Annotated in this window: 13 protein-coding genes; all 13 read right to left on the reverse strand. The window is 61.7% G+C overall.

Going from position 1 to position 16,765, the window contains the following annotated elements:
• Nucleotides 1-81 precede the first annotated feature (81 nt).
• The 13 genes from QIW53_RS25725 to dksA all read right to left on the reverse strand — a co-directional run bounded on the left by QIW53_RS25725 (nt 82) and on the right by dksA (nt 16,603).
• Nucleotides 82-1,098 (reverse strand): class I SAM-dependent rRNA methyltransferase, encoded by a 1,017-nt coding sequence (locus QIW53_RS25725; protein WP_371052389.1) that lies wholly within the window; start codon nt 1,096-1,098, stop codon nt 82-84.
• Nucleotides 1,099-1,261: 163 nt separating this feature from the next.
• Complete coding sequence (gene acs, locus QIW53_RS25730) at nt 1,262-3,199, reverse strand: acetate--CoA ligase (RefSeq protein ID WP_371052390.1); 1,938 nt, start codon at nt 3,197-3,199, stop codon at nt 1,262-1,264.
• Nucleotides 3,200-3,410: 211 nt separating this feature from the next.
• Complete coding sequence (gene pgi / locus QIW53_RS25735; protein WP_371052391.1) at nt 3,411-5,075, reverse strand: glucose-6-phosphate isomerase; 1,665 nt, start codon at nt 5,073-5,075, stop codon at nt 3,411-3,413.
• A 219-nt stretch (nt 5,076-5,294) separates the two neighbouring features.
• On the reverse strand, nt 5,295-5,675 hold the full coding sequence (panD, locus tag QIW53_RS25740) for an aspartate 1-decarboxylase (protein ID WP_371052392.1): 381 nt from the start codon (nt 5,673-5,675) through the stop codon (nt 5,295-5,297).
• Nucleotides 5,676-5,821: 146 nt separating this feature from the next.
• Nucleotides 5,822-6,682, reverse strand: a complete 861-nt coding sequence (gene panC, locus QIW53_RS25745; RefSeq protein ID WP_371052393.1) for a pantoate--beta-alanine ligase — start codon at nt 6,680-6,682, stop codon at nt 5,822-5,824.
• Complete coding sequence (gene panB, locus QIW53_RS25750; protein ID WP_371052394.1) at nt 6,679-7,479, reverse strand: 3-methyl-2-oxobutanoate hydroxymethyltransferase; 801 nt, start codon at nt 7,477-7,479, stop codon at nt 6,679-6,681. Before panB ends, panC begins: the two co-directional genes overlap by 4 nt.
• A 363-nt stretch (nt 7,480-7,842) precedes the next feature.
• Nucleotides 7,843-8,328: a 2-amino-4-hydroxy-6-hydroxymethyldihydropteridine diphosphokinase gene (gene folK, locus QIW53_RS25755; RefSeq protein ID WP_371052395.1), complete on the reverse strand. Its 486-nt coding sequence runs from the start codon at nt 8,326-8,328 to the stop codon at nt 7,843-7,845.
• Nucleotides 8,329-8,332: 4 nt separating this feature from the next.
• Nucleotides 8,333-9,736 carry a polynucleotide adenylyltransferase PcnB gene (locus QIW53_RS25760; RefSeq protein WP_371052396.1) on the reverse strand — a complete coding sequence of 468 codons (1,404 nt, stop codon included), beginning with the start codon at nt 9,734-9,736 and terminating at the stop codon, nt 8,333-8,335.
• Nucleotides 9,737-10,421: 685 nt separating this feature from the next.
• Nucleotides 10,422-11,858 (reverse strand): sigma-54-dependent transcriptional regulator, encoded by a 1,437-nt coding sequence (locus QIW53_RS25765; RefSeq protein WP_371052397.1) that lies wholly within the window; start codon nt 11,856-11,858, stop codon nt 10,422-10,424.
• 22 nt (nt 11,859-11,880) lie between these two features.
• Entirely contained in the window at nt 11,881-14,835 is a 2,955-nt protein-coding gene (locus QIW53_RS25770) for a sensor histidine kinase (RefSeq protein ID WP_371052398.1), read from the reverse strand.
• Nucleotides 14,819-14,995 (reverse strand): hypothetical protein, encoded by a 177-nt coding sequence (locus tag QIW53_RS25775; RefSeq protein WP_003176118.1) that lies wholly within the window; start codon nt 14,993-14,995, stop codon nt 14,819-14,821. The genes QIW53_RS25770 and QIW53_RS25775 overlap by 17 nt, the downstream gene beginning before the upstream one ends.
• A 77-nt stretch (nt 14,996-15,072) precedes the next feature.
• Nucleotides 15,073-15,960: a tRNA glutamyl-Q(34) synthetase GluQRS gene (gene gluQRS / locus QIW53_RS25780; protein ID WP_371052399.1), complete on the reverse strand. Its 888-nt coding sequence runs from the start codon at nt 15,958-15,960 to the stop codon at nt 15,073-15,075.
• Between the two features lie 199 nt (nt 15,961-16,159).
• Complete coding sequence (gene dksA / locus QIW53_RS25785) at nt 16,160-16,603, reverse strand: RNA polymerase-binding protein DksA (protein WP_371052400.1); 444 nt, start codon at nt 16,601-16,603, stop codon at nt 16,160-16,162.
• Between the last annotated feature and the right edge of the window lie 162 nt (nt 16,604-16,765).

Consider the following 16,765-nt stretch of genomic DNA (forward strand, 5'->3'; position numbering starts at 1 on the left):
CGGAGTGCCTTGGAGTATGGCACGCGTTTCCGGTTCCGAAGTAAATGAGCTGTCCCGCACTTTCAGATTTGTCCGACGAGCTCAGAGCTGCAGGATCAGGGTTTTCAGCGGTGGCTGCTGGTCCATCGAGGGGAAATCGCCGCCCGGCTTCATCACGGTCCATTCGCGCACCGGGCGCCCGGCTTTCTCGGCACAACGCAATACCTGTTCGCGCCAGTCGTCCATGCTGACTTTCGCCAGGTTGTTGCAGCAGATCAGCACGCCATCGTCGGCGGTGGTCAGCAACGCAGGCTTGAGCAGGCTTTGGTAGTCACGCAGCAGGTCGACGGTGCCGAATGCACTCTTGGCCCAGGCCGGTGGGTCGAGCAACACCAGATCGTACTGGCGCTGTTCCAGACGCTGATAGCTGGGCAGTTTCTGCCCGCGACGCTGGCTGATGGGCAGGCCGGCCAGTTGGCGGATCGCCGGGAAGTAATCGGACTGGATGAATTGCATCGCCGGCAGTTGCGGGTTGAGCAGGCCATTTTCGCGGCCCACGGCGAGGTTGCCCTCGGCGAAGTCCAGGTTGCACACCTCGCGTGCGCCGCCGGCCGCCGCGCTCAGGCCGACGCCGCAGGTGTAGGCGAACAGGTTCAGCACGCTTTTGTTCTGGCTGTGATCCTTGACCCAGCCACGGGTGTTGCGCAGGTCGAGGAACAGCAACGGGTCCTGGCCGGCATGACGGCCGCGAACCCGGTAGTTCAGGCCCCACTCGTGACCGACCAGGTCCTGCAGCGCGGCCTCGTCGGCGCGGTACACCGGGTCTTCACGGTCGATCCGCGAGTTGCCCCGGGAGCGGTCGTTGTAGACCAGCAGGGTGTCGAGCCCCAGATGGTGATTGATCGTCTGGTGGACTTCCAGCAGCGCCTCGCGTTCCAGTGTCTGGTGGAAACTCTGCACCAGCAATTGCGGGCCGTAGCGGTCGATGGTCAGGCCGCCGGCGCCTTCCTGGCTGCCATGGAACAGGCGATAGCAGTCGGTGCCCTGCTGATGCAGTTCGGCCAGCAGGTCCTGGCGACGATCGAGGGCGGCGCGCAGCGCCTGGTTCAAGGAAGACATGCGGTGCGCCTTGCAGGAAGAATTCAGGCGCGGGAGTTTAACAGTTTGGCGCTATTGCGCGGTGAGGCAATCGCGAGCAGGCGCGCTCCCACAGGTGATGTGTGAACGTCACAGATCCCCTGTGGGAGCGCGCCTGCTCTAGGCGGCATTCCGACGATGCTTTTCACTGATTCAAACGCTTATCAACCAGCTCCTGCACCACGCTCGGATCGGCCAGGGTCGAGGTGTCACCCAGGCTGTCGAGTTCGTTGCAGGCGATCTTGCGCAGGATTCGCCGCATGATCTTGCCCGAACGGGTCTTCGGCAAGGCCGGCGCCCACTGGATCAGGTCCGGCTTGGCGAAGCTGCCGATCTCCTGACTGACGTGGGCCAGCAGCTCTTTTTTCAGCTCGTCGCTGGGTTGGGTGCCGTTCATGGGCGTGACGAAGGCGTAGATGCCCTGGCCTTTGACATCGTGGGGGTAACCGACCACCGCAGCCTCCGCGATGTTGTCGTGCAGCACCAGGGCGCTTTCCACCTCGGCGGTGCCGATGCGGTGGCCGGAGACGTTGATCACGTCATCGATGCGTCCGGTGATCCAGTAGTCGCCGTCCTCGTCGCGGCGCGCGCCGTCGCCGGTGAAGTAGTAGCCGGGGTAGGGTTTGAAGTAGGTGTCGACCATGCGCTGCGGATCGCCGTACACGCTGCGGATCTGCGCCGGCCAGCTGGATTTGATTGCCAGCACGCCGCTGCCGGCGCCTTTGATTTCCTTGCCGACTTCGTCCAGCAGCACCGGTTGCACGCCAAACATCGGTTGCGTGGCGCAGCCGGGTTTGATCCGTTGGGCGCTGACCAGCGGGCTGAGCATGATGCCGCCGGTTTCGGTCTGCCACCAGGTGTCGACGATCGGGCAGCGCTGTTCGCCGACCGCGTTGAAGTACCATTCCCAGGCTTCCGGGTTGATCGGCTCACCGACACTGCCGAGTAATCTGAGGCTCGCCCGCGACGTTTCCTTCAAGGGCTCGGCGCCTTCGCGCATCAGCGAGCGCAGGGCGGTCGGGGCGGTGTAGAAAATGTTCACCTTGTGTTTGTCGATGACCTGCCAGAAGCGCGAGCTGTTCGGGTAGCTCGGCACGCCTTCGAAGATCAGCGTGGTCGCGCCGTTGGCCAGCGGTCCGTAGACGATGTAACTGTGGCCGGTGACCCAGCCGACGTCGGCGGTGCACCAGAACACTTCCTCGTCGCGGTAGTCGAGCACGTACTTGAAGGTCATGGCCGCTTGCAGCAGGTAACCGCCGGTGGTGTGCAGCACGCCCTTGGGTTTGCCGGTGCTGCCCGAGGTGTAGAGGATGAACAGCGGGTCTTCGGCGTCCATCGGTTCGGGCGGGCACTCGTCGCTGACGTCACGCAGCGCCTGGTGATACCAGAGGTCACGGCCCTCGACCCAGTTCACCTGGCCCTGGGTGCGCTCGACGACGATCACCGTGCTGACATTCGGGCAGCTCAACAGCGCCTTGTCGACCTTCTCCTTGAGGGCGACGTACTTGCCGCCACGCACGCCTTCATCGGCGGTGATCACGGTGCGGCAGTCGGCGTCGAGAATGCGGTCGCGCACCGAATCGGGGGAGAAGCCGCCAAACACCACTGAGTGCACCGCGCCGATGCGCGTGCAGGCGAGCATCGCGTAGGCCGCTTCGGGGATCATCGGCATGTAGATGCACACGCGGTCGCCTTTTTTCACGCCACGGCTTTTGAGCACGTTGGCGAGGCGGCAGACGTGGTGGTGAAGCTTCTTGTAGGTGATCTGGGCGGATTCGGCGGGGTCGTCGCCTTCCCAGATGAGGGCGACCTGATCGCCGCGTTTTTCCAGGTGGCGGTCGATACAGTTGTAACTGACATTCAACCGGCCGCCCGCGAACCAGCTGGCTTCACCGGTTTTCAGGTTGTAGCGCTGCACGGTGTCCCAGGGTTTGCTCCAGTCGAGAAAACGCTTGGCTTGCTCGGCCCAGAACTCGCTGGGGTGTTCGATGGATTGGCGGTACAGGCGTTGGTAGTCGTCCTGACTCAACTGTGCAGCCCGGCGGACAGCATCGGCTTTGGGGAACGTGCTGATATCGAACATGACGGTTCCTTATTCTTGTTTTGCGACAGGAATAAAGATGCGCCGAGTGGCGCAAGGGTTCAACCCGAACCCCGAAATTTTGGGCCCGCCTCAAAACACTGTGGGAGCGGACTTGCCCGCGATTGCGGTAGATCAATCGATATATTCGTCGACTGACATGACGCATTCGCGAGCAAGCCCGCTCCCGCAGGAATAGCGGCGCAGCTGGGTATCAGCCGCGGTGACGACCGCGGAAGTAATTGATCAGCCCTTGGGTCGACGCATCTTCAGCCGGCGTCTCTTCGCTGCCGACCAGGCGGTTGTAGACGCCCTTGCCCAGTTCCTTGCCCAGCTCCACGCCCCACTGGTCGAAGGCGTTGATGCCCCAGACCACGCTTTGCACGAAGACCTTGTGTTCATACATCGCCACCAGCGCGCCCAGGCGGCGTGGGCTGATGCGCTCGACCACCAGGGTGTTGCTCGGACGGTTGCCCGGAATCACCTTGTGCGGCGCCAGTTTCTGCACCTCGGCTTCGGCCATGCCCTTGTCCCGTAGCTCGGCCTCGGCCTCGGCGCGGGTTTTGCCCAGCATCAGCGCCTGGCTTTGCGACAGGCAGTTGGCGTACAGCCATTGGTGGTGGTCGGCCACCGGGTTGAAGCTGACGATCGGCACGATGAAGTCGGCCGGGATCAGTTGGGTGCCCTGGTGCAGCAACTGGTGATACGCGTGCTGACCGTTGCAGCCGACGCCGCCCCAGATCACCGGACCGGTGTCGGTGGACACCGACGTGCCGTCCTGGCGCACGCTCTTGCCGTTGGACTCCATGTCCAGTTGTTGCAAGTGTTTGGTGATGTTACGCAGGTAGTGGTCGTACGGCAGGATCGCATGGCTTTGCGCGCCCCAGAAGTTGCCGTACCAGACACCGAGGAGGGCCAGCAGCACCGGCATGTTCTGTTCGAACGGTGCGCTCTGGAAATGCTGGTCCATGGTGTAGGCACCGGACAGCAGCTCCTTGAAGTTCGACATGCCGATGGCCAGGGCGATCGGCAGGCCGATGGCCGACCACAGCGAGTAGCGCCCGCCGACCCAGTCCCACATCGGGAAGATGTTTTCTTCGCGGATGCCGAAGGCGACGGCAGCCGCGTTGTTGCTGGAAACGGCAATGAAGTGACGGTACAGCTCGGCTTCCGAACCGCCCTGCGCCAGGTACCAGGCGCGCGCGGCCTGGGCATTCTTCAGGGTTTCGAGGGTGTTGAAGGACTTCGACGAGACGATGAACAGCGTGGTCTCGGCGCGCAGTTTCAGGGCCAGTTCGTGGAACTCACTGCCGTCGATGTTCGCCAGGTAGTGGCAGCGCACGCCTTTTTGCGCGTAGGACAGCAGCGCTTCGGACACCAGCTCAGGGCCGAGGAACGAGCCACCGATGCCGATGTTGACCACGTCGGTGATCGGCTTTTCGGTGTAACCGCGCCACAGGCCGTCGTGGATGCGGCCCACCAGGTCGGTAATCTGGTTCAACACCTTGTGCACTTCGGGCATCACGTTGACGCCGTTGACCGACAGCTTGTCGCCGACCGGGCGACGCAGCGCGGTGTGCAGGGCCGGACGTCCTTCGGACGAGTTGACGATTTCGCCTTCGAACAGCGCCTTGATCGCGCCTTGCAGGTCGACTTCGTTGGCCAGACCCACCAGCAGGTTGCGAGTTTCGGCGTTGATCAGGTTCTTCGAGTAGTCGAGAAACAGCCCGCAGCTGCTGAGGGTGAATTGAGTAAAACGCTGCGGGTCGGCATTAAAGGCCTCGCGCATGCTGAAATCCTGCATGGCTTGGCGGTGATCTTTCAACGCCTGCCAGGCGGGCAGGGTGGTCACGTCGTGAGGAGTGCGGTAGTACGCCATCGCTGCGGGTTTCCTTTTTACTTGAACGGCCTTTTGAACACTAAAAATCCCGGAGCGCTGCGGGTGGGCGTCCGGGCAACTGCGTCGACACGATTTCATGGCACAGGGCGAATACAGTAAACCTCGCGCTGCAATCTGTCTTGACTTTGTCTGACCCGTTCCCGGTACTTTTTTGTACATGGGGCAGGGAACGGTCCGACAAACGGGAAGGCGATGCGATCAGGCAACCTGAACCGGGATGGCGTTGCTGGTGTGGCTCAACTCGTTACCCGGCGCCATGTAGAGCATACGCGGCTTGAAGTTGAGCAGCTCGGCTTCGCTGTAGTGGGCATAGGCGCAGATGATCACGCGATCGCCGACCTTGGCCTTGTGCGCCGCAGCGCCGTTTTCCGAAATCATCCGCGAACCTTCTTCACCGCGAATCGCGTAGGTGGTGAAGCGTTCGCCATTGTCGACGTTGTAGATCTGGATCTGTTCGTACTCACGGATGCCGGACAGGTCCAGCCATTCGCCGTCGATGGCGCAGGAACCTTCGTAATCGAGAACAGCATGGGTGACTTCGGCGCGATGCAGCTTGGCCTTGAGCATGATGGCGTGCATGAGTGGTTTCCCCGGGTCGTATGATTTCCCTGTAGCAGCGAGCATGCTCGCGATGGACTCAAGCACGCCGCGGGGTATCAGGCATCCCACGTCATCGCTGACGACCATCGCGAGCATGCTCGCTCCTACAGGTATGGATGTGGTGTTCAGACGGAAGCGTCGAGATCCAGATGCAGGTTATCGATCAACCGCGTGGTGCCGAGGAACGCTGCCACCAGGATCACCAGGTCGCGATCCTGTGCCGTGGCGGGACGCAAGGTCAGCGCCTGGCGGATTTCCAGGTAGTCGGTGCGCAGGCCGGCGGCTTCGAGTTGCTGCCGTTGCGCGGCGATCAGCGCCGGATAATCGCGTTCGCCCTGCCTGATGCTCTCGGCAATCGAAGACAGCGTGCGATAGACCACCGGGGCCACGGCCCGCTGCTCCTCATTGAGAAAACCATTGCGTGACGACAGCGCCAGGCCATCGTCGGCGCGTACGGTCGGCTCGCCGATGATCTGGATCGGCATGTTCAGGTCGTGCACCAGGGCGCGGATGACCGCCAGTTGCTGGAAATCCTTCTGACCGAAGATCGCCAGGTCCGGCTGGACCATGTTGAACAACTTGCTGACCACCGTTGCCACACCTTCGAAATGTCCCGGGCGGCTCGCACCACACAGGCCTTCGGACAGTTGTGGAACGCTGACGCGGGTCTGGCTGGCCATGCCGTCGGGGTACATTTCTTCAACGGTCGGAGCGAACAGCAGGTGGCAGCCGGCTTCGTGCAGCTTTTCCTGATCCGCCGCCAGGGTCCGTGGGTACTTGTCGAGGTCTTCGCCGGCGCCGAATTGCAGCGGGTTGACGAAAATGCTCGCGACCACGAAATCCGCCCGTTGCGAGGCTTTGGCAATCAGGGCGACATGGCCACTGTGCAGGTTGCCCATGGTGGGTACGAAGGCGATGCGCTTGCCTTCGCCACGGGCGCGAGCCACGGCGGCACGCAGTTCGCGCAGGGTTTTTACGGTGTTCATGCAGAGAATCCGTGTTCGATGCCAGGGAAAGTCGTCGCCTTGACCTCGGCGACATAAGCGCCGAGCGCCGCCTGAATGCTGGTTTGGCCGTGCATGAAGTTCTTCACGAACTTGGGCACGCGGCCAGTGATCGACAGACCGAGCATGTCGTGCAGCACCAGTACCTGGCCGTCGGTGCCGTTGCCCGCACCGATGCCGATCACCGGGATGCCCACTGCCTGGGTAATTTCCTGGGCCAGTTCGCTCGGTACGCACTCCAGCAACAGCATGGCGGCACCGGCCTGCTCCAGGGCAATGGCATCGGCGCGCATCTGCCGTGCCTGGTTCTCGTTACGACCCTGGACCTTGTAACCGCCGAGGATGTTCACGGCCTGGGGCGTCAGCCCAAGGTGCGCGCAGACGGGGATGCCACGCTCGGCGAGCAGGCGGATCGAGTCCGCCAGCCACAGCGCACCTTCGACCTTGACCATGTGCGCACCCGCCTGCATCAGCGCGGCACTGTTGATCATGGTTTGTTCGAGGGTGGCATAGGCCATGAAAGGCAGGTCGGCGAGAATCAACGCGTCGGTGTTGCCGCGTTTGACGGCTGCGACGTGGTAAGCCATGTCGGCAGTGGTCACCGGCAGAGTGCTGTCGTGACCTTGCAGAACCATGCCGAGGGAGTCGCCCACCAGCAGCACTTCGACACCGGCCTCATTGCAGGCATGGGCGAAGGTTGCGTCATAGCAGGTCAGCATGGTGATTTTTTCACCTTTTTGCTTCAGACCTTGCAGCGTGGTCAGGGTGATGGCTGGCATGAAAGGTTCCTCATTCAGGCGCTATGGAAACTACTGCGAGTAACGCGCGTGATTCTTCGATAAATACAGGCGCACGGTCTGTTGTCGTGCTTTTAAGGCCTGGATTGCGCCCTTTAACGCCGTGTTGGCGGCAGCGGGACGCCTATAGTCGTGAGGAGAACTCGGGAAGTCAATTACGTGTGTTACCGCATTGTTACGACAGGGGTGTTACCGATGGGGACTGATGCGATTCAGCAGCAGAGGGGCTTGGGGTCACGGCATTCCCTGTAGGAGCGAGCACGCTCGTGATAGCGGTGTTTCAGGCACACATATACTGAATGACCCACCGCTATCGCGAGCGTGCTCGCTCCTACAGGTGGCTATTCAGTGTTGCGGCAGGCGTTCCAGCCCGACGAACGGGCAGGCAGCGAGCAGTTCGCTCAGGCGACGGCCGTCTGCGAAGCGCATGTCCGCTGGCGCCAGTTCGGCGAGCGGATACAGGACGAAGGCGCGTTCCTGCATGTGGTAGTGGGGCACTTTGAGGCGCGGTTCGTCGATCAGCCGGTCGCCGAACAGCAGGATATCCAGATCCAGTGTGCGCGGGCCCCAGCGCTCCAGGCGCTCGCGGCCCTGGCCATTTTCGATGGCTTGCAGTGCATCGAGCAGTGCCAGCGGTGCCAGTGCGCTGTCGAGGGCGGCCACCGCATTGGTGTAACGCGGTTGCCCGGGCAGCAGCGAATCGCTTTGGTAAAACGCGGAAACCCCGACCAGCGCCGTCTGGGGCAAGTGCGCCAGCGAGTCGAGCGCGCTGCGCAATTGTTCGGCTGGGTCAGCCAGGTTGCTGCCCATGCCGATGTAGATGCGTTCCATGCGTTTACTCGCCGCTGCCGCTCGGGGCGCCGGCCGTGCGCTTGCGTTTGGCGCCCGTGCTGCGGCGCCGTTTGCGGGGAGCGCCTGAGTCGCCGTCGTCCTTGCCGCTGAGGTCGCGGATCATGTCCCGCCGTTCGCTGTCGTTGGCGTCCTGATAATCGGTCCACCATTCGCCCAGGCCGTTGGTTTGCTCGCCGGCGCTTTCACGCAGCAGGAGGAAGTCGTAACCGGCACGGAAGCGAGGGTTGTCCAGCAACAGGTCGGCGCGTTTACCGCTGCGGCGCGGCAGGCGCTCCTGCATGTCCCAGATTTCCCGGATCGGCATTGTGAAGCGTTTGGGGATCGCGATCCGCTGGCACTGTTCGGCAATCAGTTCGTGCGCCGCTTCCTGCATGGCCGGAATCGGCGGCATGCCACGTTCCTGCAGGCGCAGTACGCGGGCCGGCAGGGCAGGCCAGAGCAAGGCGGCAAACAGGAACGCCGGCGTTACCGGCTTGTTCTGCTTGATGCGCAGGTCGGTGTTGATCAGGGCTTCGCTGATCAGGGTGTGGGTGTAGGTCGGGTTGTATTCCAGGGCCTCGGCGCTGGCCGGGAACAGCGGATCGAACAGTTGCAGGTCGACCAGCATTTCGAAGGTGTCCGCCGCGTGGCCGGAAAGGAACAACTTGAGGACTTCTTCGAACAGGCGGGCCGACGGGATCTCGCGCAGCATCGGCGCCAGGTCGCGGATCGGCAGGGCGCTGTGTTTTTCGATGCCGAAATTCAGCTTGGCGGCAAACCGCACGGCCCGCAGCATCCGTACCGGGTCTTCCTGGTAACGCTGCTTGGGATCGCCAATCAGGCGGATCAGGTGGTTGCGGATATCGTGTACGCCGTTGGCGTAATCGAGGATGCGCTCGCTGACCGGATCGTAATACAGGGCGTTGATGGTGAAGTCGCGACGTTGCGCGTCCTCTTCCAAAGTGCCGTAGACGTTATCACGCAGAATGCGCCCGCTTTCGTTGCGCGAGGACTGGTTGCTGTCTTCTTCCTCGTCGTCTTGCGGGTGATTGGCGCGGAAGGTCGCGACTTCGATGATTTCGCGGCCGAAATGGATGTGCACCAGCTTGAAGCGGCGGCCGATGATTCGCGCGTTGCGGAATTCGGCACGAACCTGCTCCGGTGTGGCGCTGGTGGCGACGTCGAAATCCTTGGGTGTGATCCCGAGCATCATGTCGCGCACGCAACCGCCAACCAGGTAAGCCTGATAACCGGCGCTCTGCAGGCGTTCGACGATATTCACCGCATAACGGCTGAATTGCGCCTTCTGCAGCGAATGTTGACCGCTGTTGAGCACTTCAGGCGTGCTGCGGATGTGTTGCGTAATACGCTTGGGAGTACGGAGTGACTGGAACAGCTTCTTCAGCATGGGATGCACTGTTTGAAGGAATGTTCGGCCAAAACGAAGAATGACCGCATGATGGGCGGGGATTCTAGCATTTAGTCAGAGGATGGTGTAGGACACTGTAGGGAAGGTCCTGAGGGGCGGAAACTACAAGGGGAGCCGAAGCTCCCCAAGAAGTAGTTGCATGCTCTATTTTTGTTATTGGTTTCGGGCTTTTTGTTTTTGTTGAGTGCCCTCGCCATGAAGATTTCCTTCATGACCCTCCCAATCGGGAGCCAAGAGCAAACGGATTGCTTTGGTCGCTGTGTTGCAGTGATCTTGCGATCCAACCAGTTCAGGCTCTGTCTTAGGACAGTTTTTGTTGTTCTCGGCCTGGTCGTGGGGCATGCCCCAAATACAACGCCTCTCCAAAAGAATCAGTTAGCTGCGCCTCTCGCCGTCTTGTTTTTATTGTGCGTGAGTCGATTCGTCTTATTTTTATTGTCTTATGCATCGCTTGTTATTGTTCTTGTACCAAACATATAGCAGGGTGCGTGCCAACTTTTGTGAAGCCCAGCAAAACAAGGGGTTAGGCCTGCCGGAGGGGTTTTTCGAGGCCGAAAAAAACCGGGGCTTCGTTACCGTAAGCCCCGGCTTCTGTTACGTGAAAAAACGGCGGTAACAGTTTTTTCACACAGTCATGGGTGGCTCGCGCACCCGGAGGTAACGTTCAGCTCTCGCTGGCCACCCCGGTCTTGCGCCGGGGGATGCCCAGGCGCTGGCGGCGTTCCCACAGGCACTTGCGGCTGACACCCAGTTTGCGCGCCAGCTCGGTTTCGGTCATGTGATCCTGATGCTCGAGGACGAAGTGCTGGAAATAATCTTCCAGTGACAGGTCTTCGGTCGGTTCATGGCTGCTGTTGGCCGCACCGTTACCCTGCTGCGGGGCCAGACCGATGAACTCGTCATCGTCGAGGTCGCCCAGTTCGATATCGATCCCCAGCAGCTCGGCCGAAATCTCCGGGCTCTCGCTCAGGATGACCGCACGTTCGACAGCGTTTTCCAGCTCGCGCACGTTACCCGGCCAGGAGTAGTGACGAATCGCCTGCTCGGCATCGGCAGCGAACTTCAGGTCGGTACGGTTGATCCGCGCACTCTGCCGAGCCAGGAACGCATTGGCGATTTCGTTGACGTCGGCACCGCGCTCACGCAACGCCGGCAGTTTCAGGGCGATCACGTGCAGGCGGTAATACAGGTCCTCACGGAACTGGCCGATTTTCGCCAGGCTCTTGAGGTCGCGGTGGGTCGCGGCGATCAGGCGCACATCGACCTTCTGCGACTGGACCGAGCCGACCCGGCGAATTTCGCCTTCCTGCAACACGCGCAGCAGTCGCGCCTGGGCTTCCAGCGGCAATTCGCCGATTTCATCGAGGAACAGGGTGCCGCCGTCGGCTGCTTCCACCAGGCCGGCACGCCCGGCGCTGGCGCCGGTAAAGGCGCCTTTCTCATGGCCGAACAGCTCGGATTCGATCAGGCTTTCCGGAATCGCCGCACAGTTCACCGAAATCATCGGCGCCTTGGCCCGTTTGGACAGGTTGTGCAGGGCCCGCGCCACCAGTTCCTTGCCGGTGCCGGACTCGCCCTGGATCAGGACATTGGAGTCGGTCGGCGCCACCTTGCGGATCTTGCCGTACAGGTCCTGCATGGGCGGGCAGGAGCCAATGATGCCGATTTCGCCATTGCTGCTGTCGACGCCCGGTTTCGCCGCACCATTGGCGGCTTTGCCGGCCGGCGATTCGCTGGCTGTCGGGGCTGACTGGCGGTCACGCAGGATCCGGGCGACGGCCTGGAGCATTTCGTCGTGATCGAAAGGCTTGGCGATGTAGTCCACCGCGCCCATCTTCATGGAGTCGACCGCCGAACGCAGGCTGGCGTAGCTGGTCATGATCAGCACCGGGGTGCCCTGACCCAGTTTGATCAGCTCGGTGCCCGGTGCGCCCGGCAGGCGCAGGTCACTGACGATCAGGTCGAACGTGGGAATGGTGAAGCGTTCTTGTGCTTCCTGCACTGAACCGGCTTCGCTGACCTGGTACTGATTGCGTTCCAGCAGGCGGCGCAAGGCGGAGCGGATGATGGTTTCGTCTTCGACGATCAAAATGTGCGGCATTGATTCGATACTCTCGACGGTCTCAGTTCACAGCGGACGTCGCTTCGACATGACGCGGCAAAGTCACCCTGATACGGGTGCCGCGTTGGCTTTGTACATCAGCCGGGCTGTCGATGGTGATTTGTCCATAATGCTCTTCAACGATGGAATAGACCAGTGCAAGGCCCAGACCGGTGCCTTCGCCGGGGTCCTTGGTGGTGAAGAAGGGTTCGAACAAACGGTCCATGATGTTCTTTGGTATGCCACTGCCTTCGTCTTCCACGATCAGGTCGACCGTGTGTTCGCCGGCTTCGCTTTTTACCCGTACCGCGCTGCCGGGAGGCGAGGCGTCACGGGCGTTTGAGAGCAGGTTGATCAATACCTGGGCGAGGCGCTGCGGATCGCCTTCGACCCAGTGCTCGGGGTCGCACAGGTTGTAGAACTGGACTTCGAAATTGCGCCGGTTCAAGGCCAGCAGGCCAATGGCATCCTGGGCCACTTCGGCCAGACAGACGGCTTCGTCGTTGTGCTGGTGAGTGCCGGCATGGGCAAAGCTCATCAGCGACTGCACGATGCGCGACACGCGTTTGGTCTGTTCGATGATCTGACCGCTGATTTCCTTGAGCTCGCCGTCTTCTTCACGTTCTTCGCGCAGATTCTGCGCCAGGCACGCAATGCCGGTGATCGGGTTGCCGATTTCATGGGCCACGCCTGCCGCGAGGCGACCGATGCTGGCCAGACGCTCGGAGTGCACCAGTTTGTCTTCGAGCATCTGGGTTTCGGTCAGGTCTTCCACCAGCAGCACCAGGCCGCTGTTGCCCGGCGCGAGCGGTTCGTCGATGGCCGCCTTGTGCAGGTTCAGCCAGCGAGTCTGGCCATCAAGGGCCAGGTGTTGTTTGTGCAAGTGTTCGTCCGGCACATTGATGAAGCCTTGCAACAGGCCTTTCCACGGCTCGGCGATGGTACTCAGGCGCGAACCGACCACGCGCTGCGCAGCGATTCCGGTCAGTTCCTCCATGGCCTTGTTCCACATCAGGATTTCCTGATCCTTGGCCAGCGAACAGACGCCCATCGGCAATTCCTGCAGGGTCTGGCGGTGATAGCGACGCAGGGCGTCGAGTTCGGCGGCCAGGCCGGTCAGGCGCGAGTGGTAATCCTCGAGACGGCTTTCGATGAAGTGAATGTCTTCGGTGACATAGTTCTCACCACCAGCCTTGTACGGCAGGAAGGTCTCGACCATGTCCTGCGCCACGCTCGGGCCCATCAGCCCGGAGAGGTTGGCCTCGATCCGGTCACGCAAGCGACGCAGGGCGTACGGCCGGCGTTCGTCGAACGGCAGGTAGAGATCGCGCAGGGCCTGCTCGACCTCTTTCTGCGCGGCCTTGGCGCCCAGGGGCTTGGCCAGTTGGGTGGCAAATTCCTGGGGTGAGGCGGCATGCAGTTCCCGGCGCTGCGGGCGACGCACGTTGTCCACGGCGCAGGCTTCGGCCGCGCTGGCTTCCTCGGTGCTGGCGTTGGTGAACAACGAAATCAGCGTGAACATCAGGACGTTGGCGGCCAGCGAGGCAATCGCCGCCATGTGCCAACTGGTGTCGTCCAGCACGTAGATCATGTTCAGCAGTGGAATGTAAAAACCCTGCAGGTTGCCGACCAGCGGCAACAGCATGGTCACCAGCCACACCAGGACCCCCGCCAGCAGGCCGGCGATGAAACCGCGCCGGTTGGCGGTCGGCCAGTACAGGACCGAGAGCACGCCCGGCAGGAATTGCAGAGTGGCGACGAAGGCGACGATGCCGAGGTTGGCCAGGTCCTGCTCCGCCCCCAGCAGCAGGTAGAAACCGTAACCGGCCATGATGATCGCGACGATCAAGGCGCGCCGGGTCCATTTCAGCCAGCGATAGATATTGCCTTCGGCCGGCGGCTGGTAAAGCGGCAGCACCAGGTGGTTCAGCGCCATCCCGGACAGGGCCAGGGTGGTGACGATGATCAGGCCGCTGGCCGCCGATAACCCGCCGACATAGGCCAGCAGCGCCAGCGCTTTGCTGTTGGCGGCGATGCCGATGCCCAGGGTGAAGAATTCCGGGTTGGTGGTGGCCCCCAGTTTCAGGCCGGCCCAGAGAATCAGCGGCACCGCCAGGCTCATCAGCAGCAGGAACAGCGGCAGGCCCCAACTCGCACTGACCAGCGAGCGCGGATTGAGATTTTCGGTGAAGGTCATGTGGTACATGTGCGGCATGACGATCGCCGAGGCGAAGAACACCAGCAACAACGTGCGCCACGGGCCTTCCTGCAACGGTGTGTGCAGGGCGGCGAGGGCGGTCTGGTTTTGCAGCAACCACAATTCAAGCTGTTGCGGGCCGTCGAAGACACCGTAGAGGGCGTACAGGCCGACGCCACCGATGGCGATCAGCTTGATCACCGATTCGAAGGCGATCGCGAACACCAGGCCTTCATGCTTCTCGCGGGTGGCGATATGGCGCGAGCCGAAAAAAATCGTGAACAGGGTAATCAGCGCACAGAAGCTCAATGCCACGCGATGCTGCACCGGCTCGCGAGTCAGAATGCTGATGGAGTCGGCCACCGCCTGGATCTGCAGCGCCAGCAATGGCAACACGCCGATCAGCATGAACACCGTGGTCAGTGCGCCGGCCCAGGTGCTGCGAAAGCGGAACGCGAACAGGTCGGCCAGGGACGACAGCTGGTAGGTGCGGGTGATCTTCAGGATCGGATACAGCAACACCGGCGCCAGCAGGAATGCACCGGAGACCCCGAGATAACTGGACAGAAATCCGTAGCCGTACTGATAGGCGAGGCCGACCGTGCCATAAAACGCCCAGGCGCTGGCATAGACCCCCAGCGACAAGGTGTAGGTCAGCGGGTGGCGAATGATCGCCCGGGGGATCATGCCCCGTTCGCTGATCCAGGCGACGCCGAACAGCACGGCCAGGTAGGCGGCGCTGATCAGGATCATCTGGGTCAGGCTAAAGCTCATCGGCATCTTTTTGGCTCTGCAGGATGAAGGTCACGACGATCAGGATCAGCCACAGCAGATAGGGGCGATACCAGGCGCCCGTGGCGTCGATCCACCAATCCATGATGGCGGGGGAGAACAGATAGATCCCCACCACCAGAAGCAGGACCAAGCGATAGATGTACATCCCGGCCTCTCTTTTTTATGCGCGTGCCCGAAAACGTGCGGCGATGGTAACGGATGGGGGCGCCACTGCAAGTCTGATCACTGTAGTTGCGCTTCGGGCAGGTTGAGTGTGCGCGGGATCTTCGTGGCATCCCAGTGCGCAATTCCCCAGTTCAGCACTTCCCGGGGCGTTGCGTACAGCAGTTCGCTCCCCGGATCCTGCCCCAAGGCGCGCAACGCCCGCAGCAGCAATGGGGTGGCCTGATCTTCGGTCAGCGGCGGCGAGCGGTAGGATTTACCCAGCTTGTTGCCGTCAGGTTGCGTGATCAGCGGAATGTGCAGGTAGCGCGGTTGCGACAGGCCGAGCAATTCCTGCAGGTAGAGCTGGCGCGGCGTGGAGTCCAGCAGGTCGGCGCCACGAACGATGTCGGTAATGCCCTGCCAGGCGTCATCGAGTACCACGGCCAGTTGATAGGCGTACAGGCCGTCGCGGCGACGGATCACGAAATCGCCGACATCACGCCCCAGGTGCTGGCGAAATTCCCCCTGCACCCGGTCGATGAAGTGATACTCCAGCTCGGGGACACGCAAGCGGATCGCCGCGTCTTCGCTGCCATGTCCCGCATTGCGACACAGCCCCGGATAGATGCCGTGATAGGGCTCGAGCTGTTTTCGCGAACAGGTGCAGGCGTAGGCCAGGCCATGATTGAACAGCTGATCGAGCATCTCGGCGTAGGCTGGGTGACGGTCGCTCTGGCGGACCATGTCGCCATCCCACTCGAAACCGTAGCTTTCCAGCGCCTTGAGGATGGCTATCTGCACGCCGGGCTCTTCCCGGGGCGGATCGAGGTCTTCCATGCGCACCAGCCAGCGCCCGCCCACCGAGCGCGCGTCGAGATACGAGGCCAGCGCGGCGACCAGCGAACCGAAATGCAGGTGTCCGCTGGGTGTGGGGGCGAAGCGGCCGATGTAGGTACAGGATTTCATGGGGGCAATATCAATTTCAGGTGTGCACCACGCCCTTTGTGGGAGCGGGCTTGCTCGCGAATACGGTCTGATATTCAAATATGAAATAACTGACCCATCGCATTCGCGAGCAAGCCCGCTCCCACCCAGAGCAGGGATCGGCAAATATCAGAAACAAAAACGGAGCGTTCGCACGCTCCGTTCTTGAATCAAGTCGTCATTACTTGCCGACTTGTTTTTCCTTGATTTCCGCCAGGGTCTTGCAGTCGACGCACATGTCGGCAGTCGGACGGGCTTCCAGACGCTTGACGCCGATCTCGACGCCGCAGGATTCGCACCAGCCGTACTCTTCGTCTTCGATCAGTTGCAGGGTCTTGTCGATCTTCTTGATCAACTTGCGCTCACGATCACGGGCGCGCAGTTCGAGGGCGAACTCTTCTTCCTGGCTGGCACGGTCTGCCGGGTCAGGGAAGTTGGCCGCTTCGTCCTTCATGTGATCAACCGTGCGGTCGACTTCCTGCATCAAGTCCTGTTTCCACTTGTTCAGGACCTTGGTGAAGTGAGCGCGCATGGGCTTGCCCATGTACTCCTCGCCCGGCTTTTCCACATAGGGTTCGAAGCCGCTGATCGACGGGACTGGCTGTTGCTTTGCTTGGGTGGACATGAAATAGACCGCCTCTACTCTTGTAATCCATCTGCGCAGGATTGCTCCATCACCGGCACCCGCCGGCCCTGCGGCTGCAAGCGGGCGAACTTACCAGATCGAATCGGACCGCGCTACTCCCGGATGTCGAGGGCACGGCCCGGGGGGCTTGCAAATGCTCGC

The organism is Pseudomonas fluorescens (genome assembly GCF_041354075.1).
In the GTDB taxonomy this organism is placed as follows: domain Bacteria; phylum Pseudomonadota; class Gammaproteobacteria; order Pseudomonadales; family Pseudomonadaceae; genus Aquipseudomonas; species Aquipseudomonas fluorescens_CE.

Excerpts from the sequence above, each read along its gene's own strand:
- QIW53_RS25725 (WP_371052389.1), bottom strand. The coding sequence starts at position 1,098 with ATGTCTTCCTTGAACCAGGCGCTGCGCGCCGCCCTCGATCGTCGCCAG.
- acs (WP_371052390.1), bottom strand. The coding sequence starts at position 3,199 with ATGTTCGATATCAGCACGTTCCCCAAAGCCGATGCTGTCCGCCGGGCT.
- pgi (WP_371052391.1), bottom strand. The coding sequence starts at position 5,075 with ATGGCGTACTACCGCACTCCTCACGACGTGACCACCCTGCCCGCCTGG.
- panD (WP_371052392.1), bottom strand. The coding sequence starts at position 5,675 with ATGCACGCCATCATGCTCAAGGCCAAGCTGCATCGCGCCGAAGTCACC.
- panC (WP_371052393.1), bottom strand. The coding sequence starts at position 6,682 with ATGAACACCGTAAAAACCCTGCGCGAACTGCGTGCCGCCGTGGCTCGC.
- panB (WP_371052394.1), bottom strand. The coding sequence starts at position 7,479 with ATGCCAGCCATCACCCTGACCACGCTGCAAGGTCTGAAGCAAAAAGGT.
- folK (WP_371052395.1), bottom strand. The coding sequence starts at position 8,328 with ATGGAACGCATCTACATCGGCATGGGCAGCAACCTGGCTGACCCAGCC.
- QIW53_RS25760 (WP_371052396.1), bottom strand. The coding sequence starts at position 9,736 with ATGCTGAAGAAGCTGTTCCAGTCACTCCGTACTCCCAAGCGTATTACG.
- QIW53_RS25765 (WP_371052397.1), bottom strand. The coding sequence starts at position 11,858 with ATGCCGCACATTTTGATCGTCGAAGACGAAACCATCATCCGCTCCGCC.
- QIW53_RS25770 (WP_371052398.1), bottom strand. The coding sequence starts at position 14,835 with ATGCCGATGAGCTTTAGCCTGACCCAGATGATCCTGATCAGCGCCGCC.
- QIW53_RS25775 (WP_003176118.1), bottom strand. The coding sequence starts at position 14,995 with ATGTACATCTATCGCTTGGTCCTGCTTCTGGTGGTGGGGATCTATCTG.
- gluQRS (WP_371052399.1), bottom strand. The coding sequence starts at position 15,960 with ATGAAATCCTGTACCTACATCGGCCGCTTCGCCCCCACACCCAGCGGA.
- dksA (WP_371052400.1), bottom strand. The coding sequence starts at position 16,603 with ATGTCCACCCAAGCAAAGCAACAGCCAGTCCCGTCGATCAGCGGCTTC.